The sequence below is a fragment of the Citrobacter sp. TBCS-14 genome (assembly GCF_005280805.1).
Classification (GTDB): Bacteria; Pseudomonadota; Gammaproteobacteria; order Enterobacterales; family Enterobacteriaceae; genus Citrobacter; species Citrobacter gillenii.
Genome location: NZ_SZWM01000141.1, coordinates 156,876 through 178,275, shown reverse-complemented (window position 1 = coordinate 178,275; position 21,400 = coordinate 156,876). Strand labels below are relative to the sequence as shown.

18 protein-coding genes and 1 tRNA gene are annotated in these 21,400 nt (G+C 51.3%); 8 read left to right on the top strand and 11 right to left on the bottom strand.

The genetic code is table 11. The features are described 5' to 3' along the window. Positions 1-91 precede the first annotated feature (91 nt). On the bottom strand, positions 92-1,090 hold the full coding sequence (gene mgrA, locus FDX22_RS03260; protein ID WP_096756274.1) for an L-glyceraldehyde 3-phosphate reductase: 999 nt from the start codon (positions 1,088-1,090) through the stop codon (positions 92-94). 189 nt (positions 1,091-1,279) lie between these two features. On the opposite strand from mgrA, the gene FDX22_RS03255 reads away from it, so the two are divergent. Then, a complete protein-coding gene (locus FDX22_RS03255) occupies positions 1,280-2,932 on the top strand; it encodes an alpha-keto acid decarboxylase family protein (protein WP_135911654.1) in 1,653 nt (550 codons plus the stop codon). On the opposite strand, the gene FDX22_RS03250 is transcribed toward FDX22_RS03255, so the two are convergent. Continuing rightward, a complete protein-coding gene (locus tag FDX22_RS03250; RefSeq protein ID WP_115257846.1) occupies positions 2,933-4,168 on the bottom strand; it encodes an ion channel protein in 1,236 nt (411 codons plus the stop codon). A gap of 204 nt (positions 4,169-4,372) precedes the next feature. Here FDX22_RS03250 and glk point away from each other — a divergent pair, with 204 nt between their 5' ends. Beyond that, entirely contained in the window at positions 4,373-5,338 is a 966-nt protein-coding gene (gene glk / locus FDX22_RS03245) for a glucokinase (RefSeq protein WP_096756277.1), read from the top strand. Between the two features lie 78 nt (positions 5,339-5,416). Here glk and FDX22_RS03240 read toward each other — a convergent pair whose 3' ends face one another. From FDX22_RS03240 to FDX22_RS03230, 3 genes are read right to left on the bottom strand one after another with little or no spacing between them, the layout of a single operon-like run. Continuing rightward, complete coding sequence (locus FDX22_RS03240) at positions 5,417-6,436, bottom strand: hypothetical protein (protein WP_146716698.1); 1,020 nt, start codon at positions 6,434-6,436, stop codon at positions 5,417-5,419. A gap of 34 nt (positions 6,437-6,470) precedes the next feature. Beyond that, positions 6,471-7,205, bottom strand: coding sequence for a two-component system response regulator YpdB (gene ypdB / locus FDX22_RS03235; protein WP_117343681.1), 735 nt, complete (start codon positions 7,203-7,205; stop codon positions 6,471-6,473). Between the two features lie 14 nt (positions 7,206-7,219). After that, entirely contained in the window at positions 7,220-8,917 is a 1,698-nt protein-coding gene (locus FDX22_RS03230; RefSeq protein ID WP_115259914.1) for a sensor histidine kinase, read from the bottom strand. 387 nt (positions 8,918-9,304) lie between these two features. On the opposite strand from FDX22_RS03230, the gene alaC reads away from it, so the two are divergent. Next, the gene (gene alaC, locus FDX22_RS03225) at positions 9,305-10,543 is read left to right on the top strand and encodes an alanine transaminase (protein WP_115257850.1); all 1,239 of its coding nucleotides are present in this window, start codon (positions 9,305-9,307) and stop codon (positions 10,541-10,543) included. 67 nt (positions 10,544-10,610) lie between these two features. On the opposite strand, the gene ypdK is transcribed toward alaC, so the two are convergent. Further along, the gene (ypdK, locus tag FDX22_RS03220; protein ID WP_010723117.1) at positions 10,611-10,682 is read right to left on the bottom strand and encodes a membrane protein YpdK; all 72 of its coding nucleotides are present in this window, start codon (positions 10,680-10,682) and stop codon (positions 10,611-10,613) included. Positions 10,683-11,024: 342 nt separating this feature from the next. Between ypdK and FDX22_RS03215 the strand changes: the two genes are divergently transcribed. Next, on the top strand, positions 11,025-11,639 hold the full coding sequence (locus FDX22_RS03215) for a lysozyme inhibitor LprI family protein (protein WP_115257851.1): 615 nt from the start codon (positions 11,025-11,027) through the stop codon (positions 11,637-11,639). A 41-nt stretch (positions 11,640-11,680) separates the two neighbouring features. Here the strand turns inward: FDX22_RS03215 and lpxP are convergent, their stop codons facing one another. Then, positions 11,681-12,601 (bottom strand): kdo(2)-lipid IV(A) palmitoleoyltransferase, encoded by a 921-nt coding sequence (lpxP, locus tag FDX22_RS03210; RefSeq protein WP_115257852.1) that lies wholly within the window; start codon positions 12,599-12,601, stop codon positions 11,681-11,683. Positions 12,602-13,040: 439 nt separating this feature from the next. Between lpxP and FDX22_RS03205 the strand changes: the two genes are divergently transcribed. After that, on the top strand, positions 13,041-13,283 hold the full coding sequence (locus FDX22_RS03205; RefSeq protein WP_115257853.1) for a YfdY family protein: 243 nt from the start codon (positions 13,041-13,043) through the stop codon (positions 13,281-13,283). A 114-nt stretch (positions 13,284-13,397) separates the two neighbouring features. Here the strand turns inward: FDX22_RS03205 and pgtP are convergent, their stop codons facing one another. After that, positions 13,398-14,789, bottom strand: a complete 1,392-nt coding sequence (gene pgtP, locus FDX22_RS03200; protein WP_146716697.1) for a phosphoglycerate transporter PgtP — start codon at positions 14,787-14,789, stop codon at positions 13,398-13,400. A gap of 391 nt (positions 14,790-15,180) precedes the next feature. Between pgtP and pgtC the strand changes: the two genes are divergently transcribed. From pgtC to pgtA, 3 genes are read left to right on the top strand one after another with little or no spacing between them, the layout of a single operon-like run. Next, positions 15,181-16,353 (top strand): phosphoglycerate transport regulator PgtC, encoded by a 1,173-nt coding sequence (pgtC, locus tag FDX22_RS03195; protein ID WP_146716711.1) that lies wholly within the window; start codon positions 15,181-15,183, stop codon positions 16,351-16,353. Then, complete coding sequence (gene pgtB, locus FDX22_RS03190; RefSeq protein ID WP_146716696.1) at positions 16,350-18,359, top strand: two-component system sensor histidine kinase PgtB; 2,010 nt, start codon at positions 16,350-16,352, stop codon at positions 18,357-18,359. Before pgtC ends, pgtB begins: the two co-directional genes overlap by 4 nt. Beyond that, positions 18,349-19,596: a two-component system response regulator PgtA gene (gene pgtA / locus FDX22_RS03185; RefSeq protein WP_115257857.1), complete on the top strand. Its 1,248-nt coding sequence runs from the start codon at positions 18,349-18,351 to the stop codon at positions 19,594-19,596. The genes pgtB and pgtA overlap by 11 nt, the downstream gene beginning before the upstream one ends. Before the next feature lie 51 nt (positions 19,597-19,647). On the opposite strand, the gene FDX22_RS03180 is transcribed toward pgtA, so the two are convergent. The 3 genes from FDX22_RS03180 to FDX22_RS03170 all read right to left on the bottom strand — a co-directional run bounded on the left by FDX22_RS03180 (position 19,648) and on the right by FDX22_RS03170 (position 21,388). Then, a complete protein-coding gene (locus tag FDX22_RS03180; RefSeq protein ID WP_096756304.1) occupies positions 19,648-20,187 on the bottom strand; it encodes a DUF2058 domain-containing protein in 540 nt (179 codons plus the stop codon). 109 nt (positions 20,188-20,296) lie between these two features. Then, positions 20,297-20,371 (bottom strand) — tRNA-Arg (locus tag FDX22_RS03175). 75 nt (positions 20,372-20,446) lie between these two features. After that, positions 20,447-21,388 (bottom strand): formate/nitrite transporter family protein, encoded by a 942-nt coding sequence (locus FDX22_RS03170; RefSeq protein ID WP_146716695.1) that lies wholly within the window; start codon positions 21,386-21,388, stop codon positions 20,447-20,449. Positions 21,389-21,400 lie beyond the last annotated feature (12 nt).

Sequence of the window (21,400 nt, the reverse complement as noted above, 5' to 3'; positions counted from 1 at the left end):
TTAATGCAATATTACGGGGCAGTAAAGCCCCGTTTAATCGCCTGAACTCTTAAATCATGAAAGAGAGCACTTTTTGTTAATAAATGTGTCTTTATTTCAAACAATTCAGGATGGCGTCAATCTCTGCGCATTCTTCTGCAGACAAATGACGGTTTGCCAGCATGCCAACAGCATCTTCAATTTGCGCTGTTTTACTGGCACCAATCAACACTGAGGTGACTTTGTCTTCTCGCAACACCCAGGCCAGGGCCATTTGGGAGAGCTTTTGTCCCCGACGCTCAGCCATTGCGTTCAGCTGGCGGACTTTTTCCAGTTTCTCTGGCGTTATCTGATCCGGGTTGAGAAAACGGCTACCGCTTGCCGCACGAGAATCCGCCGGGATCCCGTTCAGGTAACGGTCGGTTAACTGCCCGCCCGCCAGCGGAGAGAAAGCGATACTGCCCACGCCTTTTTCCTGCAACAGTGACAACAATCCCCCTTCAACCCAACGTTCAAACATGGAATATTTCGGCTGATGAATCAGGCACGGGGTACCTAAGTCGTCGAGGATCTCAATCGCCTGTCTGGCAAGGTCGGCGGGATAGTTAGACAGCCCGACATACAGCGCTTTTCCCTGGCGAACAATGTGATCCAGCGCCTTCATGGTTTCTGTGAGCGGCGTTTCGGGATCGGGACGATGGTGGTAGAAGATATCCACGTACTCCAGACCCATACGTTTCAGGCTCTGGTCGAGGCTGGCAATCAGGTATTTACGCGAACCCCAGTCGCCGTAGGGGCCATCCCACATGGTGTAGCCCGCCTTGGTGGAAATAATGAGTTCGTCCCGCCACGGTAAAAAATCTTCCTGCAAAATACGGCCAAAATTTCGCTCGGCAGAGCCCGGCGGTGGGCCGTAGTTATTGGCGAGATCAAAATGGGTGATCCCCAGATCGAACGCGCGCTGTAGCAGGCTTCGGCTGTTTTCTACCTGCGTGGTGTCGCCAAAATTGTGCCATAAGCCCAGAGAGATAACCGGTAGCTTGAGTCCGCTCTGACCGCAGCGGCGGTACTCCATTGTCTGATAGCGATTTTCATCCGCGTGATAAACCATGTAGACCCCTTCCTGATAACAAGATGACGTATATGTTTTAGTGTATACGGTTACACGGTCGATTCTTCAATGGTATTTCACCGGCAAAACTGTAAATCCTGCTTTCCACCCCCCCACGTCGTGTTTTCTGGACAGTCATCACAGTTCTTCGATACTCAACATGAGGTTACCGTCAGAAGGATAGCTGTCATGCAAACCGCGTATTCCGTTGCTGATTACCTGCTGGACAGACTGGCAGGGTGTGGTGTTGGCCATCTTTTTGGTGTGCCGGGAGATTATAATTTGCAGTTTCTTGACCACGTGATTGACCACCCCGACGTGCGTTGGGTTGGCTGCGCAAACGAATTAAATGCGGCTTATGCGGCGGATGGCTATGCCCGGGTCGCCGGGGCAGGGGCGCTTCTCACCACCTTTGGCGTTGGGGAGTTAAGCGCCATTAATGGAATCGCAGGCAGTTACGCAGAATATGTACCCGTGCTGCAGATAGTGGGTGCGCCGTGCAGCGGCGCTCAGCGGCGTGGGGAGCTGATGCATCACACCCTGGGCGACGGCGATTTTCTGCATTTTTATCGCATGCATCAAGCGGTAACGGCGGCCAGCGCGGTGCTTGATGCCCAAAACGCCTGCTATGAAATTGACCGTGTGCTACGGGTCATGTTAACCGAACGTCGGCCTGGGTATCTGATGTTGCCTGCCGATGTCGCCAAACAGCCCGCCACGCCCCCACAGGACAGACTGATTATTCCTCTGAGTGAATCGGAAAGTAGCGTCGTTGCGGCGTTTCGTTATCAGGCCCGTGAGCGCTTGTTGGACAGCTCGCGCGTGGCGTTGCTGGCGGATTTTCTTGCGCAGCGCTTTGGTTTGCAACCTGTTTTGCAGCGCTGGATGGCAGAAACGCCGATGGCTCATGCCACATTGTTAATGGGTAAAGGGCTTTTTGATGAACGTCATCCTGCGTTTGTTGGCACCTACAGCGCGGGGGCCAGCAGTGAATATGTGCGCCGGGCGATAGAAGATGCCGACACCGTTATTTGCGTGGGTACCTGTTTTGTCGACACGCTAACCGCCGGTTTTACGCAATGCTTGCCGCAGGAGCGCACGATTGAGGTTCAACCGCATGCTTCACGTGTGGGAAGCCAGTGGTTTAACATCCCGATGGAGCAGGCGGTTACCACGCTACGGGAGCTGTGCCTGGAGCTGTCGTTTTCTCTGCCTCCAGAACGCCCGCCTGTCGGGCGACGTCAGGTTGAAAAGGGGCCGCTGACACAGGAAAATTTCTGGTACACGGTGCAGCAATACCTGGCACCTGACGACATTATCCTCGTCGATCAGGGGACTGCGGCATTTGGTGCCGCTACGCTTTCGTTACCTTCCGGGGCGGAAGTACTGGTACAGCCGCTGTGGGGATCGATTGGTTATTCCTTACCCGCCGCACTGGGAGCGCAAACGGCATACCCGGATCGGCGGGTGATCCTGATTATTGGCGATGGCGCTGCCCAGCTTACCATTCAGGAATTGGGTACGATGCTCAGAGACGGACAAACGCCGGTTATTTTGCTGCTCAATAATGACGGCTATACCGTGGAGCGGGCTATTCACGGGGCAAACCAGCGTTATAACGACATTGCCGGATGGAACTGGACGCAGGTGCCACAGGCGCTGAGCCGCGAGTGTCAGGCGGAGTGCTGGCGCGTGACGCAGGCTGTACAGCTGGAGGAAGTTCTGGCCCGGCTGGCGCGCCCGCAGCGGCTTTCGTTAATTGAAGTGATGCTGCCGAAAGCCGATCTGCCTGAGCTTCTGCGCACGGTGACCCGTGCGCTGGAAGCCCGTAACGGGGGATAGTTATTGATCGGGGCGGTTGGCGATCATCATCGGTTTACCTGCCAACAGCAGCCAGGCGGGGAGCATGACGATGCACAGCAGCGGCAGCAGGGTGGCATCGGGGACCACCACTGCCGCCATAAACAGGCTTAGCCAGGCGTCGCGGGTGACAACCAGCACCAGCCCCAGAATGGCGCAGGAGACGGTGATTGCTGCCGGAACCGCTTCGACATGGGCATGCAGCATCAATCCCAGTGCCACGCCAACGAATACCGCCGGAAAAATACGTCCTCCACGAAAACCACTGGCGGCAGCAACCACTAACGCCGCCAGTTTGATCACCGCGAGCATGAAATAGTCTGATGCCCCCAGCGTTTGGCTAAACGCCATTTGCTGCATCTCATCCAGCCCTTTAAACAGGGTAAGTGGTCCCCCAATAATGCCCAGAATCCCAAGCAGAAAGCCGCCAACGCCGAGAATCAGTACCGGGTGTTTCAGGCGATGAATCAACTGATGTAAACGGGGTAAACACCACACCGCCACCATGCCTGCCGCAATGGCAATGGCGGCAACCACCGCGCCGCTAAAAATATCGGTCAGCTGTAGCTGAGTATATTGGGCGATGGGCAATGAAAAATGCGGATGAAAGAACAGGTCAGTGGTCAGTGCACCGGCAGCAGCAGCCAGCAGTGGTGCAAACAGGCGATCCCATAACGGCACATCGTTGGAGCCATTCAGCGTTTGTGAAAATATCAGTGCCGCGGCGACAGGCGTACCAAATAGCGCTCCGATGGTGCCCGCAGAGGCGAGAATGGTCCAGTCCAGCTTATTAATTCGAGGGAACAGACGCACGCCAATCGCCGCCGCCAGCGCGATATTCACGGTCATTATTGGGTGTTCAGGCCCCAAACTGACGCCGCCGGCCAGGCCGAGGATCAGCGCAGCCAGCAGGCCCGGCAGTGCTGACGTGGGGACCGGCATTCCGATTAGCGGTTCACAGGCTGGGTCCGGTCCCGCATGCCCGTGGCTGTAGCGGATGACGAGTCCGACCAGTATCCCGGTCAACGTGAGCATACCGATTATCCACAGCGAAGAGTCATGAGCAATGCCGATGCTGGCGGGCAGGCGCTCCCATAAAAATTGCTGTAAAACGGCGGCCACTTTCATGACGATGATCAGCACCAGGCTTGAGGCAACGCCAATGATCAGTGCGGGAGTGGATAACAACAGCATCGTTCTGGCTCGCGGATGGAGCATTTTCTATTCCCTCAAATAGAGTCATAAGCATAGTTTGCACAGCCTGCCTGCTGACATCGCTGCAAATGGTGCTGAAACGATAAAGTAATTCTGTGATCTGGGTCGATATTTTACCGGCATCAGCCTTCAGGCCGTTGTTGTTATGCCCCCATGAATTTACAGTGTGGCAAAGATTTATTCTGACTTTAGCGGAGCAGTAGAAGAATGACAAAATATGCTTTAGTAGGTGATGTTGGCGGCACCAACGCGCGTCTTGCTCTGTGCGACATTGCCAGCGGTGAAATTTCGCAGGCTAAGACCTATTCAGGACTGGATTACCCCAGCCTTGAGGCCGTGGTTCGCGTGTACCTGGATGAGCATAGCGTCAGCGTCGAAGACGGGTGTATTGCGATTGCCTGTCCGATTACCGGCGACTGGGTGGCAATGACCAACCATACCTGGGCGTTTTCTATTGCTGAAATGAAAAAGAATCTCGGTTTTAGCCATCTGGAAATCATCAATGATTTCACCGCCGTGTCGATGGCGATCCCGATGCTTAAAAAAGAGCATTTGATCCAATTTGGTGGCACGGAGCCGGTAGAAGGTAAACCGATTGCCGTGTACGGTGCGGGAACCGGTTTAGGCGTAGCGCATCTGGTGCACGTCGATAAGCGCTGGGTGAGCCTGCCGGGAGAGGGCGGTCACGTAGATTTTGCACCTAACAGCGAAGAAGAGGCGATTATTCTTGAAGTTCTGCGCGCTGAGATTGGCCATGTTTCTGCAGAACGCGTGTTGTCCGGTCCGGGGCTGGTGAACCTGTACCGCGCTATCGTCAAATCCGACGGACGTCTGCCGGAAAACCTGCAGCCGAAGGATATCACCGAACGTGCGCTGGCAGACTCGTGCACTGACTGTCGTCGGGCGCTGTCGCTGTTTTGCGTGATCATGGGACGCTTTGGTGGCGATCTGGCGTTAACGCTGGGGACCTTTGGCGGTGTTTATATTGCCGGCGGGATTGTGCCGCGCTTCCTTGAATTCTTTAAAGCATCGGGTTTCCGCGGTGGCTTTGAAGATAAAGGTCGTTTTAAAGCCTACGTACAGGATATTCCGGTGTATTTGATTGTGCATGATAACCCTGGTCTGCTGGGCTCCGGTGCGCACCTGCGCCAGACGCTGGGGCATATTCTGTAAGATCCCTGCCGGATGGTGTCTATTAACACCTATCCGGCACACTATAAATAATATGCCTGCCGCCGTCAGGGTAACGCATTATGTCCCGTGAGTTTTACTCGCAATCTCGTTCAGTACTATCGCTATCATCTGCTGTTCAAACATTTCGCTGTGCAGGTATCTTTTTTCTCTGTATTTTTTATCTGTCTCGAGATAAGGCTGATGCAAAACGCATTCAGGTGGCGTACACGAAATAAGAGTATTAATGACGTCGATTGGCTGAGGATATTCAAAAAAAAGCGCGCCGGGATGGTAGTTATGCTTAATTTGCCATTCTGCCAGGTCATCCAGAAAACAGTCAGCTTCTGGTTTTGACATTGTGCTGGCTTTTTCGCTGCCCCACACCACACTCGCCAGGTTGTATAACCCATGTGCGTATGGCCAGAACATTTTATTGAGCTTAGTAAGACCCGCGTCCCTCAACTTTGGTACGCTTTTACAATATAAATCGAGCTGCACGCCCGCTTCTGTCACATCCTCCTCGAGGAGCGCCATCAGATAACGGAGGATACACACATCGCTGGCTGCCTGCTTCGTCGCCAGTACCTTTTGCGCTCGTTTACTGGCTTCAGCCGCAAAATCAGTTCGTTTGTACCACAGCGCCATGACTAAATTAGCAATCGCTATAGTAACAGGGTGACCGTTGTCACTGAGACCCCATTTTTCAGGTAACAGCAGCGGTACGCGGGCAAACAGGCCGGCAGCAAGAATATCGAGGGTCGTCCAGATGTTTATACTGTGGTCGCATCCGGAATCTACGCCGAGTGTTGTATGTTTGATCATGGCTGACTGACGCAGCGCAGCATGCAGTAATGCCATATCGTTGGCGAGGATGGCCGTTTTAAATCCTAATAAATCAGGATTGTGATTAATGCGCAGCATAAAAAGCCATAGCCTTATCTGCTCTTGCAGTGACGCATCTTTATGGCATTGCGTCTGGGTATCCAGACATTCTGCTAAATAATCATCGGTATCCATCCATACCCGGGCATTTTGATCAGCTTCTTTCGCGTATTCACGTTGATATGCACGTTGATATTTTTCCGTCAGCTTTGCCATTAAATCTCAGCGCTCTTTCTTTGTGGGGTAAGTGTTATAAATGCATTAACTGCCTAAACTCTTTCACTTTACTTCGACTAACCGGGATTTCAAATTCCAGGTCTTTTAACCGCAGAATGTAGGTGTTATTGAACCACGGCTCGATTTCACGGATTTTATTCAGATTCACGCAGAACGAACGGTGACAGCGGAAGAAATGTGAAGCCGGCAGTTTGCTGCAAAATTCGCTGATGTTCATCGGCATGACGTACGATTCCCGTCGTGTGTAGACAAACGTCATCTTTTCATGTGCTTCAGCGTAGTAGATATCGTTGATCGGAGTCACGATGATTCGCTCATCTTTGATCAGATTGATAGTGTCATTCTCTCGCGTGACGGGGGTTATGTGTGGGGTTCCCGTTTGTTGCTGCTGCCAGGCTGCTTCCAGCTTTTGCAGCATTCCGACAATCCGTGACTCCTGGTACGGCTTCAGAATGTAGTCAAACGCTTCGAGTTCAAACGCCTCAACTGCGTGTTCTTTCCATGCAGTAATAAACACAATAAAGGGTTTATGCGCGAACTGGCTGATGTTTTGTGCCAGCAATACGCCGTCCAGCGAGGGAATATTAATATCGAGAAAAATGGCGTCGACGCGGTTGTGCTGCAGAAATTTCAGCACGTCCAGACCGTCGTCAAACGTGCCGACAATCTCCATCTGGCTGTGTTCTTTTATCAGCCAGCTTAGTTCCTGTTGGGCCAGGAATTCATCTTCAACAATGATGACTTTCACTACTTCACTCCTGGTTAAAGCAATAAGGTCGCCGGTGCGGCAGCGGGGGAGTGCTGATTGGGCACATAAAACGCAATCTCGGTGCCAGGTTCCAGGCGGCGGATATGCAGCCCTTCGCCGTAGAGTAGCTTCACACGATGATGCACGTTCAACAGGCCGATTTTATTGCCCGGCATTTCGTTGGACTCGACCCGCTCAATGACTTTTGGATCGATACCGTGACCGGTATCCCTGACGGCGATGCGTACCCGGTTACCGCACTCTGCGACGCTGATAGTGACCACGCCTTTTCCTTTGCACGACTGGATACCGTGAACGATGGCGTTTTCTACCAGCGGCTGAATCAGCAGGCTGGGAATATAGCAGCTTACCTCTTCATCAATATCATAAATAACCGTTAGCTTATCGCCAAAGCGAGCCTGTTCAATGGCGATGTAGTCCTTAATTTGATACAGCTCTTTCTTAATATCGATCTGCTCATCGTCTTTCAATTCAATATTATAGCGAAGATAACGCGACAAATTAAAAATCAGCTGGCGGGCGGTATCTGGGTTAAGCCTGACCGATGACGAAATAGCGTTTAGCGCATTAAACAGAAAATGGGGATTGATTTTACTTTGCAGCGCACGTAGCTCTGCCTTATTTGCCATCTCCCGCAGTTGCTCTGCACGGGAAACCTCAAGCTGTGTAGAGATAATCTGCGACAAACCGATCGCCATTTCCTGTAACGAGGAGGTGATCTGATGGGCGTGACAGTAGTAGATTTTCAGCGTGCCGGTCACGACGCCTTTCTCCCAGAGCGGGATCACCAGCATGGAGTGTATTTCCGGCGTTCGATGCGCTTCATCATTGTTTTTTATTATTATTTTGCCGTGATTGATGGCTTCCTGCGTAGTGGGGCTGACGAAGTCATCGTTATTGCGATAGTTGAGTTCCCCGACGCCAACATAGGCCAGAACGTGCTGGGTATTGGTGATGGCAACCGCATCTGCGTGAATGTCATGGCGAATAATTTCGCATACCTGACGTAACGACTCGCTGTTGACATGGCGAAAGAGCGGCAGGGTTTTGTTGGCAATATCCAGTGCCAGTTTGGCCTGCTTGGCGGCGCTGGCCTCTTTCTCTCCTTCGACGCTTTGTACCAGCATCACAATAAAGCCAATACAGACGCTGCCGAGGATCATCGGGATACCGATTTTGGAGACAATATCCAGCCCCAGTTCGGTGGTGGGGGCCCAGGCGACCACCAGAATCATGGTCAATGTTTCGCACAGCATCCCACCTAAAATACCGGCACGCCAGTGCTGTGCTTTGGGGATTTTACGGTTGATCCAGCCGGCAATACAGCCCGCCAAAATACTGGTGATAAAGCACGGCAGGGCGGTGACGCCGCCAATGTCGATCAGATAGCGGTGGATACCTGCGATGATGCCGGTAATGATGCCAACCCACGGGCCGAACAGGATCCCCCCCGACATCACCGCAATAATACGCACGTTTACCAGAGAACCTTCGACCGGTACTCCGGACCAGGTACTGAACAGGGCAAACATAGAGAAAATGGCCGTTACGGCGAGCAGTTCCTTCGGGGAGTGGGCTGACTTGTGCAACAGTTCTCGAAACAAGCGGATACGAATCAGAAAAAACAGGCAGAACAGCATCAGCGCTGCCCGATCAAAGACCGCCAGCAGCATATTGAATATTTCGTGCACGGGTGACTCTTGCGAATAGATTAAACCTCTATGATAGGTAACCTGAGCAAGGATGACCAGCATCCCCATTGCGCCGGGATAATGAGGAAAAACCATATAATTAAAAGGGGATTGTAAAGGAAAAGTGTGTTTCTCCGAATTTTCCAGGATTGATTGATTTTCAGAGTAAAATTTATGACTTCAATATGTTAATGAATGGTGATTTTTGCAGACCGCGTAAAATGTTTATTTCCCTGTTTATTTTTATTGATCCTCTTTTAAAGCAGGAGAAAATATTTTGCGTTGCCTCTCGACAGAAGGAATTTATTCAGGCTATTTTCTAAACGTGCCACCATCGTGGCAGCGTCGCTCGGACGGTCCGGGCGCTAACGTGAATCTGAGGATACTATGGCTGACTCCCGCCCTGAACGTCGCTTTACGCGTATTGATCGTCTTCCCCCTTATGTTTTTAACATCACTGCTGAACTGAAGATGGCTGCGCGTCGGCGCGGCGAAGATATTATCGATTTCAGCATGGGGAACCCGGATGGGGCTACGCCTCCTCACATTGTCGAAAAACTGTGTACCGTGGCCCAGCGCCCGGATACCCACGGTTATTCAACCTCTCGCGGTATTCCGCGTCTGCGTCGGGCGATTTCCCGCTGGTATCAGGACCGCTATGATGTCGAGATCGACCCTGAATCCGAAGCCATTGTGACCATCGGATCTAAAGAGGGGCTGGCGCATCTGATGCTGGCTACGCTCGATCACGGTGACACGGTCCTCGTGCCTAACCCAAGTTATCCTATTCATATTTACGGTGCCGTAATTGCCGGGGCTCAGGTGCGTTCTGTACCGCTGGTTGAAGGGGTCGACTTCTTTAATGAGCTGGAGCGGGCGATCCGTGAAAGCTACCCGAAACCAAAGATGATGATCTTAGGTTTCCCATCCAATCCTACCGCGCAGTGCGTTGAGCTGGAATTCTTTGAGAAAGTGGTCGCGCTGGCTAAACGCTACGACGTGCTGGTGGTTCACGACCTCGCCTATGCCGATATCGTCTACGATGGCTGGAAAGCGCCGTCGATCATGCAGGTGCCTGGCGCCCGCGATGTGGCGGTTGAATTCTTTACGCTGTCGAAAAGCTATAACATGGCGGGATGGCGTATTGGTTTTATGGTGGGTAACAAAACGCTGGTTAATGCGCTGGCGCGGATTAAGAGCTACCACGATTACGGAACCTTTACACCGTTGCAGGTTGCGGCCATTGCCGCACTGGAAGGCGATCAGCAGTGCGTACGGGATATCGCAGAGCAGTATAAGCGTCGACGCGATGTGCTGGTCAAAGGGCTGCATGAAGCGGGCTGGATGGTAGAGATGCCGAAGGCATCGATGTATGTCTGGGCAAAAATTCCTGAGCAGTATGCTGCAATGGGCTCGCTTGAGTTTGCTAAAAAAATGCTGAATGACGCGAAGGTCTGTGTGTCACCGGGGGTGGGTTTTGGTGATTATGGCGATACCCACGTGCGCTTTGCGTTAATTGAGAACCGTGACCGTATTCGCCAGGCGATCCGAGGCATTAAAGCCATGTTCCGTGCAGATGGTTTACTGCCCTCCAGCACGAAATCAGCCTCTGAAAGCGCCGATTAACCAAATGGTTAACCCACAAAAGCAAACAGGAGCCTGAGGGCTCCTGTTTTTTTCTGCATCTTTTAATTTAGATCATCAGGGCAAATGTACCGGCCCAAACGATGACCATAAATGAAATGCCCATAAAGAAATATTTCACTTTTCATCACTCCGCGTATTAAAGCACGCCTAAATGAACATACACTTACCTGATAGAGAGCTGACGCCAGCGTCAACGAAAGGGAGAATACCCCGCGTTTGTTTCGCTGCATCATCTCAGAATTCTGAGCTGTAATGCTCCAGACGGCGCTAATGTACGCCTAAAAATGAAGCGAGACAAGAGGCGTTTTTTTATTTAATTTTAATAACTTACATGTGTCGTGAATCGGCGACAGTTTGATTTCCTTCAGCAATGAATCGCCACTGAGCGACGCGCTGATTACTCAGAGAATTCTCATATCACCATGCTCATAATGCGGCTAATTTTGCGCAAAAATTGATAATGAAAAGGTTAAAAATGACCAGATTAATGATGTTAGCACTCGTTCTTACCCCACTGACGTCGATGGCGGCAGCTCCGCAGGCGTTGAATTTCAGCTGTGCAAGTATTGGTGGTGTGAATAGTGATGGTAAAGGTAATGTCTGGATTGATGGAGAGAAAGCCACCGTTAAGACATTCAACGAAAATTACTGGGAAGCGAAAAGCGGTAAAAATACCGTTTCTATTTCCCGTAATGATGACGGTAGCCCGGCCGTTTCCTGGACTGGCCCTAATCGTAAGCACGGGATTTGCCAGCCTGACGATGAGAAGAGCTATGCACCAGCGAAAAAATCGGTGAATGCTGGCCCGTCTTTCTCCTGTGCCGCTGTCGACAAGGGAAGTATGGAGGACATTATTTGTCAGAGCCCGTCACTTTCCGCAATGGACTTGAAACTGAATGGCATCTACAAGCAGGCGTTGGTGAAATCAAACAATGATTCGACGCTGAAAGCCGAGCAGCGCGGTTGGATCAAAGGCCGCAACGAGTGCTGGAAAGAGCAGGATAAGCCTGCCTGTCTTTCCCGCGAATACAGTCAACGGATGACTGAACTACAGAGCAAATGGGGCATTAAGTAATTCAGCCGCAGAAAAAAAGAAAGGCCATCTGGCCTTTCTTTTTACGTATATAACGAGGCTTCACCCATCGGGCGGGTTTTGAAACGACGATGGATCCAGAGATACTGCTCGGGTGCACGCATAATCTCTTTTTCAATTATTTTGTTCATATAAGCCGCAGCCAGGCCCTCATCAGTAGGGTAACCTTCCATCTCCGGCGTGATAAACAGACGGTAGCCAGAATTGTCCGTTTTTCTCACCATGGTGACGGTCAACATCGCAGCACCTGATAAACGTGACAGTACGTAGGTACCATTAGTTGTCGCGACGTCCTTGACGGCGAAAAAGGGTGCAAACGAACTGCCTTTGCGACCGTAGTCCTGATCGGGAGCAAACCATACGGCTTCCCCTTTTTTCAGGGCGCTGACAATGCCACGCAGGTTATTTCTGCCGATCATGGCTTTGTTTGAGCGCATCCGACCACGGGTCTGGATCCACTCCATTAACTTATTGTTATGCGGGCGGTAGGTTGCCATCATGGGTTGGCAAAGCCCCATCACGCGGCCTCCCAACTCCAGAGACATAAAGTGTACGCCTACTACCATCACGCCGCGGTTTTGCGACTGTGCACGCTTCAGGTTGTCGAGACCTTCGACGTCAAACCATTTACGCACGCGACGGTCAGGCCAGAACCAGGCCATGCCGGTTTCAAGCAGCGCCATGCCAAGAGAACGAAAGTTTTCTTCGACCAGTCTGTCTCGTTCTGCCTGTGGCAGATTCGGGAAGCACAGTTCGAGGTTTTTACGGGCAATAGATTCACGACGTTTTAAAAACGGGCGAGCAAGCGTTCCGGTACGCGTACCCAAAAAGCACAATACGGGGTAGGGGAGTTGCACCAAGAGCCAGAGCACACCGACACCAAACCATGTGAGCCAGTAGCGCGGATGCAAAAACGCGCGTGAAAATTTACATTGGGGGAACATAAGCACCTGTTGTTGATACTAATAAGATGTATCGCGAAGATTCTTTGTCGACAGCGTTACACTCTGATACTGATCGTTAGGCCACCATGAAGGACAATGGTTCCTGTAAAGAGTGTAAAACTTAGTCAGGACAAAACCACGGGGGGGCATGAATGATCGGGCTTATACTTTACCACCTAGAGATTAATGTCAGCCAGAGATAAATCCTCAATAAGCGTAAATGTTTATGCGGGAGAGAAACTGAAATAGGGACAGGGGTATAACCTGTTGTTTTTGTGCTGGTTAACTGTCCATCGAATGTCGAGGTTCGCCGCCATAGCCGTATTTATTGTAACAAAAATGTTGCCTGGATTGCCTGTGTATAGGAATTGTCTTAGACTATAAATTCAAGGAGTGTAAGGACTTACATGACGTTTTACGGCAGACAGGAGGTACCGCTATGCTCTATTTCTGGACCTTTCTCATATTGAGCATTCTGTGCGTTAGTTGCTATATCTGGCAGGTTTTGGGCGCGTTGGCATCAATCAGTTCTTTAATCGGCATGGCTATCCTGGCGGCATTAATTTACTTCACTACTCTGTGGCTGACTCATGGTGATGAAATGGTCACGGGAATATTTCTTTTTCTGGCTCCGACCTGTGGGCTGATCATCCGCTTTATGGTCGGTGACGGGAAGCATTAAATCGACGTGTCATTAATGATGATAACAAAATGAGTGTCACACGTTTTTTCATCCAGGATAGGAATATCCTGAAGTGCCAGCGATGCTGGCACTTTTTTATCGACCTGGAACAGATTACCGGGCATCAGCAAGCTCTAAAGTCGCTTCCTCTTGCTGGGCATCTTTTCGCTGTTGTTCCAACTCCAGCGCGCCGCGGTGAGACAAGTAGCAGAAAACGATACAGCAGACGATCCCCCCCATCAGTAGGTAAAATCCCCCGTGCCAGCCCATTTTGTCGACCATCACACCAAACAGGCTGGTTCCTAGTGATGCACCAAAAATGTAGCTCATAAATCCGCGTAACCCTACGGCTGAACCGACGGCGAAGCTGGGGACGATTTCCATGGTCTGCACGGATGCCAAGAACTGAGGAACGTAAATCAGGCAACCGACAATGGCGGCGAAAATAGTCACCATCACCAGGGATTCACTTTTCCAGTAGCCGATCAGACAGACGAAGATCAGCGCCATACAAATCATTGCCAGCGGCATCCTGCGGCCCTTAAACAACTTGTCGGTAAGCCAACCGGCCAGCAATGTGGAAGGAATGGCCGCCCATTCAAAAAACAGAAATGCCACGCTCATTTGTTCTTTTGAGAAGTGTTTTTCGGTAAGCAAGTAAATCGGCAACCAGCTGATCATGCCAAAACGCACCATATAGACAAACACGTCCACCAGAGAGACATACCAGGCATTTTTATTACGCAGCACATAGGTGCAAAAGATCTGGTAGGCGCTCATATTCTCCGGTGCCTGGGTGACCTGTCGGGCGTTGAGCACGACTTTTTCTTCCGGCATCATTTCTTCCAGCGGTGGTAAACCTTCTTTACGTGGCGAACCTTTACCCAGCATTAGAACAATAAAGGCAAATAACACGGCGATACAGGCGGGGACAATATAGCTGGCGCTTTGCCAGTGTTCGCTACCCAGAATGGCAAAAGCGGTGCCTACAATCGGGGCGACAATACCGCCGCCAACGTTGTGTGAGATATTCCAGAAGGCGCCAACGCGTCCACGTTCTTTACGTGGGAACCAGTTGGCAATAGTTATAAATGAGGGGCCAACGCCCATCCCCTGGAATAAGCCGTTGAATACTACCAGTGTGGCAAATATCCAGAATCCGGTGCTGAAACCTAACCCGACGTTCACGATGGCGCACAAGACCAGACCGCATGCCATAAAGACTTTGGGGCTGGCCTTATCGGCCAGGCTGCTCATAATACCCTTACTGATCCCGTAGGCAATCAACATGCAACTGCTGAGCAGACCAATTTGGGTGGCACTGAGATCCAGATGTTCTTTCAGGTACGGCGTAGAGAGTGTGAAGTTATTACGTACAATATAGTACGCAAGATAGCCGAGAAATACGCTAAGTAGCGCCTGCATCCGGTATCGACCATATGTCGCCTGGACTTGCTCCGGCGGGACTTTATTTGCCGATGGTCCTGTCTTAAATATTGAAAGCATATCATCACCTAAATTTATATTGATGTGAATATCAGGAGTTTTCGTTGTGCAGGGTGAAATAAACGGTGATGGAATTCAACTCAATGAAATGTGTCAGTATTGACTCAACTTAACCAAAGAATGACTAATTTTGACTCTTTTAAATTAACAGACGTGTGTGTTTTTTATTTTTAGCGGGAATTTATAGCCAGCATGTGCGGATACTAACAATTTTAATCGGTAATTTAAGGTATTCTGTACCCATGCTTTCGCTTTCAGCTTGGTTATTTTTATAACCACCTTACCTTTCCCCTGAGTTGGGGTAAACGGGTAAGTTTTGTCTCAATATTATTTTTCGAACATGTTGGTATTTATGAACGGGATCACAAACAGGCTTTGCGACCAGGGGCGGATGATCATCCTGTCGCTTTGTTTTACGTTGCTGTCTACGGCCAGCCAGGCACAGGGTAAAGAGCTCGTCATGGCCACGACGTTCTCCCCTGGCGCGACGGCATGGATTATCCAGCAATGGCAAACCGAGCCAGGGTCGGTAATGATTCGTACGCTAAACCGCACCAGTGCCTCTCTGGAACAACTGCTCGATACGGCGAACGCGGACAATGTTGATCTGATTTTGACCTCCTCTCCCATGCTGTTGCAGCATTTGCAGGAACATCAGAAGCTGGCTCCCTTTGATAATGCGCTGCCTGAGAGTCAACGCCTGGTGCCGGAGTCCATCCGTTCTGCGCTGGCGGCGCGGCATTTACCGGCTCCGACTGACTGGGGGGATTTAACGCACCCCCAGTATCAGGGCGCGCTGTTGATGAGTAGCCCGTCACGTTCGGATACCAACCATTTGATGGTGGAATCACTGCTGCAGCAAAAAGGGTGGGAACAAGGATGGGCGACGCTGCTGGCAAGTGCCGGCAATCTGGTGACGATTTCCTCGCGCAGTTTCGGCGTTGCTGACAAAATTAAAAGTGGATTAGGCGTCGCTGGGCCGGTGATTGATAATTACGCCAATCTGCTGCTCAACGACCCGCATCTGGCGTTTAACTATTTTCCGCATTCCGCAGTGTCGCCAACCTATGTGGCGGTGTTGAACAATAGCCAGCATGCCGGTGAAGCCCGTCGTTTTATTCGCTATTTATTGAGTCCTCAAGGGCAGCGGATCCTTGCCGATGCGAATACCGGGAAATATCCGGTCACGCGGTTGCCCGCCGATAATCCGCGTGCTGCTCAGCAGGCCATACTGATGGACCAGCCACCACTAAATTATCGCCTGATCCTCAAGCGGCAGCAGCTGGTGCAGCGGATGTTTGATACCGCTATCAGTTTTCGTCTCGCGCAATTGAAGGATGCCTGGCGAGCGCTGTATAGCGCCGAAGCGCGGCTAAAACGGCCACTCCCTGAAATACGAGCGTTATTGACCAGCGTCCCGATAGACGCCAGCAGTAGTGAAGATGAGGCCTGGCTTGCGCAATTCGAGAATAAAAGCGTTGCTGAACAGCAGATGATGGAATGGCAGCTATGGTTTCTCAAAAACCAGCGCCAGGCTATCGCCAAACTGGAAGAATTAAAATGAAGGGCGGGTCGTTACTGCAACGTCTTCGTCAGCTTAGCATTAGCAGCAGTCTGCGCGGGGCCTTCCTGACAGGGGCGTTACTGACGTTAAGCGTGAGTTGCGTCAGTCTGTATTCCTGGCATGAGCAGAGCTCGCAGATCCGCTATTCGCTGGATGACTACTTCCCGCGCGTCCATTCCGCTTTTTTAATTGAAGGCAATCTCAACCTGGTGGTGGATCAGCTCAATGAGTTCCTGTTGGCTCCCAATACCACGGTAAGACTGCAACTGCGCAACCAGATAATCCAGCATCTGGATAAGATTGAGGCGTTAAGCCGTGGATTGCAGCCCGCGGAACAGCAGCAACTGGCGGTCATTTTGCAAGACAGCCGTACCCTGATGACGGAGCTGGACAGGGTGCTCTACAACATGTTTCTGGTGCGAGAAAAAGTAAGTGAATTGTCTGCGCGCATAGATTGGCTGCATGATGATTTTACGACCGAGTTGAACTCACTGGTGCAGGATTTTACCTGGCAACAGGGAACTCTGCTGGATCAAATTGAGGCCAAAAATGGTGATGCGGCGCAATACCTGAAACGTGCCCGGGAAGTGCAAAACGAACAGCAGCAGGTTTACACACTGGCGAGAATTGAGAATCAAATCGTCGACGATCTGCGTGACAGGCTGAACGAGCTGAAGTCCGGTAGCGATGACGGTATGTTGGTGGAGACCCACATTCGTTATCTGGCGAATTTGAAAACAACGGCGGATGAAAATATCCGTACGCTGGATGACTGGCCCAGTACCATAACGTTGCGCCAAACTATCGATGAGTTGCTGGAAATTGGCATGATGAAAAATAAAATGCCCGACACAATGCGCGACTACGTGGCGGCGCAAAAGGCCCTTGTTGATGCTAATCACGCCAGAGAAGCGACGCTTGGGCGCTTTCGTACCTTGCTTGAGGCGCAACTGGGCAGCAGTCATCAGCAAATGCAGATGTTTAATCAGCGCCTGGAGCAGATTGTTCGCGTCAGCGGTGGACTGATTCTGCTGGCGACGTTACTGGCGCTGCTTCTCGCCTGGACGCTCAACCACTACTTTATCCGCTCCCGACTGGTGAAGCGTTTTACCGCACTGAATCAGGCCGTGGTGCAGATCGGTCTCGGTAGAACGGATGCAACTATCCCGGTGTATGGTCGCGATGAGTTAGGGCGCATCGCGGGCTTGCTACGCCATACGCTGGGGCAGCTTAATACGCAAAAAAATCAGCTTGAGCAGGAAGTGGCTGAGCGTAAAGAGATTGAGTCCGATCTTCGCGCCACGCAGGATGAGCTGATTCAGACGGCGAAACTGGCGGTGGTCGGCCAGACCATGACCACTCTGGCGCATGAAATAAACCAACCGCTGAACGCGCTATCGATGTACTTGTTTACGGCGGGAAGGGCCATTGAACAGGGACAACCAGCGCAGGCAAGAAGCACTTTAACCAAAGCGCAAGGGCTGATTACCCGCATTGATGCCATTATTCGCTCGCTGCGCCAGTTTGCGCGTCGGGCCGAGCCGGGGGCGCCGTTGCATCCGGTTGATTTGCGGCAAACTTTTAGTGCGGCTTGGGAACTGTTAGCCATGCGTCATAAGCCACAGCAGGGCAGGCTGACGCTCCTGCCGGAGACCGTATGGGTCCTCGGTGATGAGGTTAGGATCCAGCAGGTACTGGTTAATGTGCTGGCAAACGCGCTCGACGCCTGTCCGGCTACGGCTGAAATTGAGGTGAGCTGGCGGGCTCAGGGCAAAACGCTGTGCGTATTGATCGCTGATAACGGACCCGGTTGGCCTCAGGCGTTGTTACCGTCGCTATTGAAGCCATTTACGACCAGTAAGGATGTGGGTCTCGGCATTGGTTTGTCGATTTGTGTATCGTTAATGACGCAAATGAACGGTGAGTTACGCCTGGCGTCAACGCTGGAGCGCAATGCCTGCGTAGTCCTGCAATTCAACCTGACGGATGTAAATGATGTTGAGTGATGAATGTTCTGTTCTGCTGATTGATGACGATGCCGATGTGCTCGATGCTTACACGTTATTGTTGGAGCAGGCAGGATATCGCGTCCTGGCCTGTAACAATCCGTTTGACGCCAGAAATCTGATGCCTGCCGACTGGCCAGGGATCGTATTAAGCGATGTATGTATGCCAGGCTGTTCGGGGATCGATCTGATGACTCTGTTTCATCAGGATGATAATCAACTGCCGATCCTGCTGATCACCGGGCACGGCGATGTCCCGATGGCGGTGGATGCAGTGAAGAAAGGCGCATGGGACTTTCTGCAAAAACCGGTCGATCCTGGCAAGCTGCTGGCGCAGGTTGAGGATGCCCTGCGTCAGAGGCAGTCCGTAATTGCGCGTCGTCATTACTGCCAGCAGAAATTACAGGTTGAACTGGTCGGATACAGTGACTGGGCAACGCAATTCCGCCAGCGACTACAGCAACTGGCAGAAACGGATATCGCCGTCTGGTTTTATGGTGAACCCGGAACAGGACGCATGACGGGCGCGCGGTATCTGCATCAGCTGGGACGTAACGTCCACGGGCCATTTATACGTGCAGACCTGACATCCGGAAATGCGGTTCAGCTCAACGCGCTCATTGATCAGGCTCAAGGGGGAACGCTGGTACTGAGCCATATTGAATGCCTGACGCGCGAGCAGCAGCACCATCTGGTGCAGTTGCAAAGTCAAGAGCGGCGTCCTTTTCGCTTGATTGGGATCGGGGAGACGTCCTTGGTGGAGCTGGCGGCAACCCACCAAATTGTGGCAGAACTCTATTATTGCTTTGCCATGACGCAAATCGCCTGCCAACCGCTGTCTCTGCGCCCGGACGACATTGAGCCGTTATTTCATCACTACCTGCATAAAGCCTGTCTGCGGTTAAACCATCCCGTGCCTGAAGTCGACGGGGAATTGCTAAAAGGCATGCGGCGACGAGTATGGTTGAGCAATGTACGGGAACTGGCAAATGCCGCAGAGTTGTTTGCCGTCGGGTTACTCCCGTTGGCTGAAACTGCCAACCCGCAGATGCATATGCCCGAGCCGACCCCGCTGGATCGTCGGGTAGAAGAGTATGAACGACAAATCATCACGGAAGCGCTCAATATCCATCAGGGGCGGATTAATGAGGTGGCAGAGTATCTGCAAATTCCGCGTAAGAAGCTGTATCTGAGAATGCGAAAATACGGGCTGAGTAAAGAGCACTATAAGTTCTAGCGCTCATCGAAATATTCGAACAGAGGCCAGAAAATCATCTGGCCATATCTCTTACCACATCAAATCATCAGGTACGACAAAGTCAGCGTACGGGTCATCTTCGTCCTTATCTTCCTGGCTCAGTTCGCAATTTAAGACAATATAGCTGGCGTCACGCTGCGCGATCTTATCGGCAACCACCGCCGGGATGATGGCGTATTCGCTCTCGCGATCACTTTCAGCGGCCAGACGCGCAATGGCAAGACGCCCCTTGATTAACTGAGTCTGGGTAACTTTATCAACGTAGATTTTTTTAATCAGATTGTTGTCGGTAAAGTTATAACCAATATCGCCTCTTGAAATGGTGATTTTATTCATTTCAATCAGCTGCTTAATCTGAGCTTTGTATTCTTTCGACAGGGCTGCTTGCTTTTGCTGCTCGCTGAGTTGCTTATCACGCTCAACCTGTGCTTTTTTATTTTCTTCAACCGCCTCTCTGGCCTCACGCGCCTGAACGCGCGACTTTTTCGCCGTTCTTTGCACCTTCGCCATTTTTTTACTGGTGACTAAGCCAGCTTTAAGCATCTGCTCTTGTAGGGTGAGTTTTGTCATGTTCGTTTCTAAATCCAGTAAAAAGAGTTCTCAGGATTATACCCTTAACGTCCGGGGGGATGCCAGATTGCGGGGAGTTGCAAAGCGTCGGGGATAAAATGGAAGGCTATGGTGTCCCCTGCAGGAATCGAACCTGCAACTAGCCCTTAGGAGGGGCTCGTTATATCCATTTAACTAAGGGGACGAAGCGGCACGAGTATAGCGTTTTTTACCTGCAACGGTAAGTCTGTGTCCGCCTGACTGCTCAAACAGTCGCCATTCAGGATTGTTTCTTCTGGTTTTTCTGCTCTTTTTGTTCCCGCTCAGCCTCTAATCGGGCCTCTTCTTTGCGTTTATTGCTCATATCATTGCGAATTTGCGCATGGCTCATCAACGCGAAGATAAATGTCCCACCGCAAATATTCCCGGCAAGTGTTGGAAGCGCGAACGGCCAGAAGAAGTCGCTCCAGTGCAGCGTGCCGTTAAAGACCAGGTAGAGAATCTCAACCGAGCCGACGACGATGTGCGTGGTATCACCCAACGCAATAAGCCAGGTCATCAGAACAATGACGACAATTTTTGCCGCGCCCGCTGCGGGAAACATCCACACCATAGTGGCGATCAGCCAACCGGAAATAATCGCGTTGGAAAACATCTCCGTCGGGCTATTTTTCATAACGTCCATCCCAATTTTGACAAAGGCGTCACGAGTTTCTTCATCAAAAATTGGCATATATTCAAACGCCCATGCCGCAATGCCGGTGCCGATAATGTTACCCAGCAAGACCACGCTCCACAGACGCATCAGTAAACCAAAATTGCCGAGGGTTGGATTTTGCATGACTGGCAGGACAGCGGTTACGGTGTTTTCGGTAAAGAGCTGTTGGCGGGCCATGATGACGATGATAAACCCGAAGGTATAACCGAGGTTTTCCAGTAAAAATCCGCCGGGAACGCCCTCAAGCTGTACGTGAAAAATACCCTTTGCCAGTAAAGAGGCTCCCATCGATAGCCCAGCGGCGATAGCTGACCACAGCAGCGCCATCGCATCGCGTTCCATCTCTTTTTCCCCGTCCTGGCGAATATGTTCGTGAATCGCCATGGCGCGGGAAGGAAGTCGGTCCTCGTCGACCTCTATCTTTTTACCCTGCAACTTCTCTTCACTTTCTACTTCGAGTTCGTCGCTGTGTTGATCAATTTTTTCTTTTTCGATGTCATTCATTTTTGAGTCCTG

Excerpts from the sequence above, each read along its gene's own strand:
- mgrA (WP_096756274.1), bottom strand. The coding sequence starts at position 1,090 with ATGGTTTATCACGCGGATGAAAATCGCTATCAGACAATGGAGTACCGC.
- FDX22_RS03255 (WP_135911654.1), top strand. The coding sequence starts at position 1,280 with ATGCAAACCGCGTATTCCGTTGCTGATTACCTGCTGGACAGACTGGCA.
- FDX22_RS03250 (WP_115257846.1), bottom strand. The coding sequence starts at position 4,168 with ATGCTCCATCCGCGAGCCAGAACGATGCTGTTGTTATCCACTCCCGCA.
- glk (WP_096756277.1), top strand. The coding sequence starts at position 4,373 with ATGACAAAATATGCTTTAGTAGGTGATGTTGGCGGCACCAACGCGCGT.
- FDX22_RS03240 (WP_146716698.1), bottom strand. The coding sequence starts at position 6,436 with ATGGCAAAGCTGACGGAAAAATATCAACGTGCATATCAACGTGAATAC.
- alaC (WP_115257850.1), top strand. The coding sequence starts at position 9,305 with ATGGCTGACTCCCGCCCTGAACGTCGCTTTACGCGTATTGATCGTCTT.
- FDX22_RS03215 (WP_115257851.1), top strand. The coding sequence starts at position 11,025 with ATGAAAAGGTTAAAAATGACCAGATTAATGATGTTAGCACTCGTTCTT.
- lpxP (WP_115257852.1), bottom strand. The coding sequence starts at position 12,601 with ATGTTCCCCCAATGTAAATTTTCACGCGCGTTTTTGCATCCGCGCTAC.
- FDX22_RS03205 (WP_115257853.1), top strand. The coding sequence starts at position 13,041 with ATGCTCTATTTCTGGACCTTTCTCATATTGAGCATTCTGTGCGTTAGT.
- pgtP (WP_146716697.1), bottom strand. The coding sequence starts at position 14,789 with ATGCTTTCAATATTTAAGACAGGACCATCGGCAAATAAAGTCCCGCCG.
- pgtC (WP_146716711.1), top strand. The coding sequence starts at position 15,181 with ATGATCATCCTGTCGCTTTGTTTTACGTTGCTGTCTACGGCCAGCCAG.
- pgtB (WP_146716696.1), top strand. The coding sequence starts at position 16,350 with ATGAAGGGCGGGTCGTTACTGCAACGTCTTCGTCAGCTTAGCATTAGC.
- pgtA (WP_115257857.1), top strand. The coding sequence starts at position 18,349 with ATGTTGAGTGATGAATGTTCTGTTCTGCTGATTGATGACGATGCCGAT.
- FDX22_RS03180 (WP_096756304.1), bottom strand. The coding sequence starts at position 20,187 with ATGACAAAACTCACCCTACAAGAGCAGATGCTTAAAGCTGGCTTAGTC.
- FDX22_RS03170 (WP_146716695.1), bottom strand. The coding sequence starts at position 21,388 with ATGAATGACATCGAAAAAGAAAAAATTGATCAACACAGCGACGAACTC.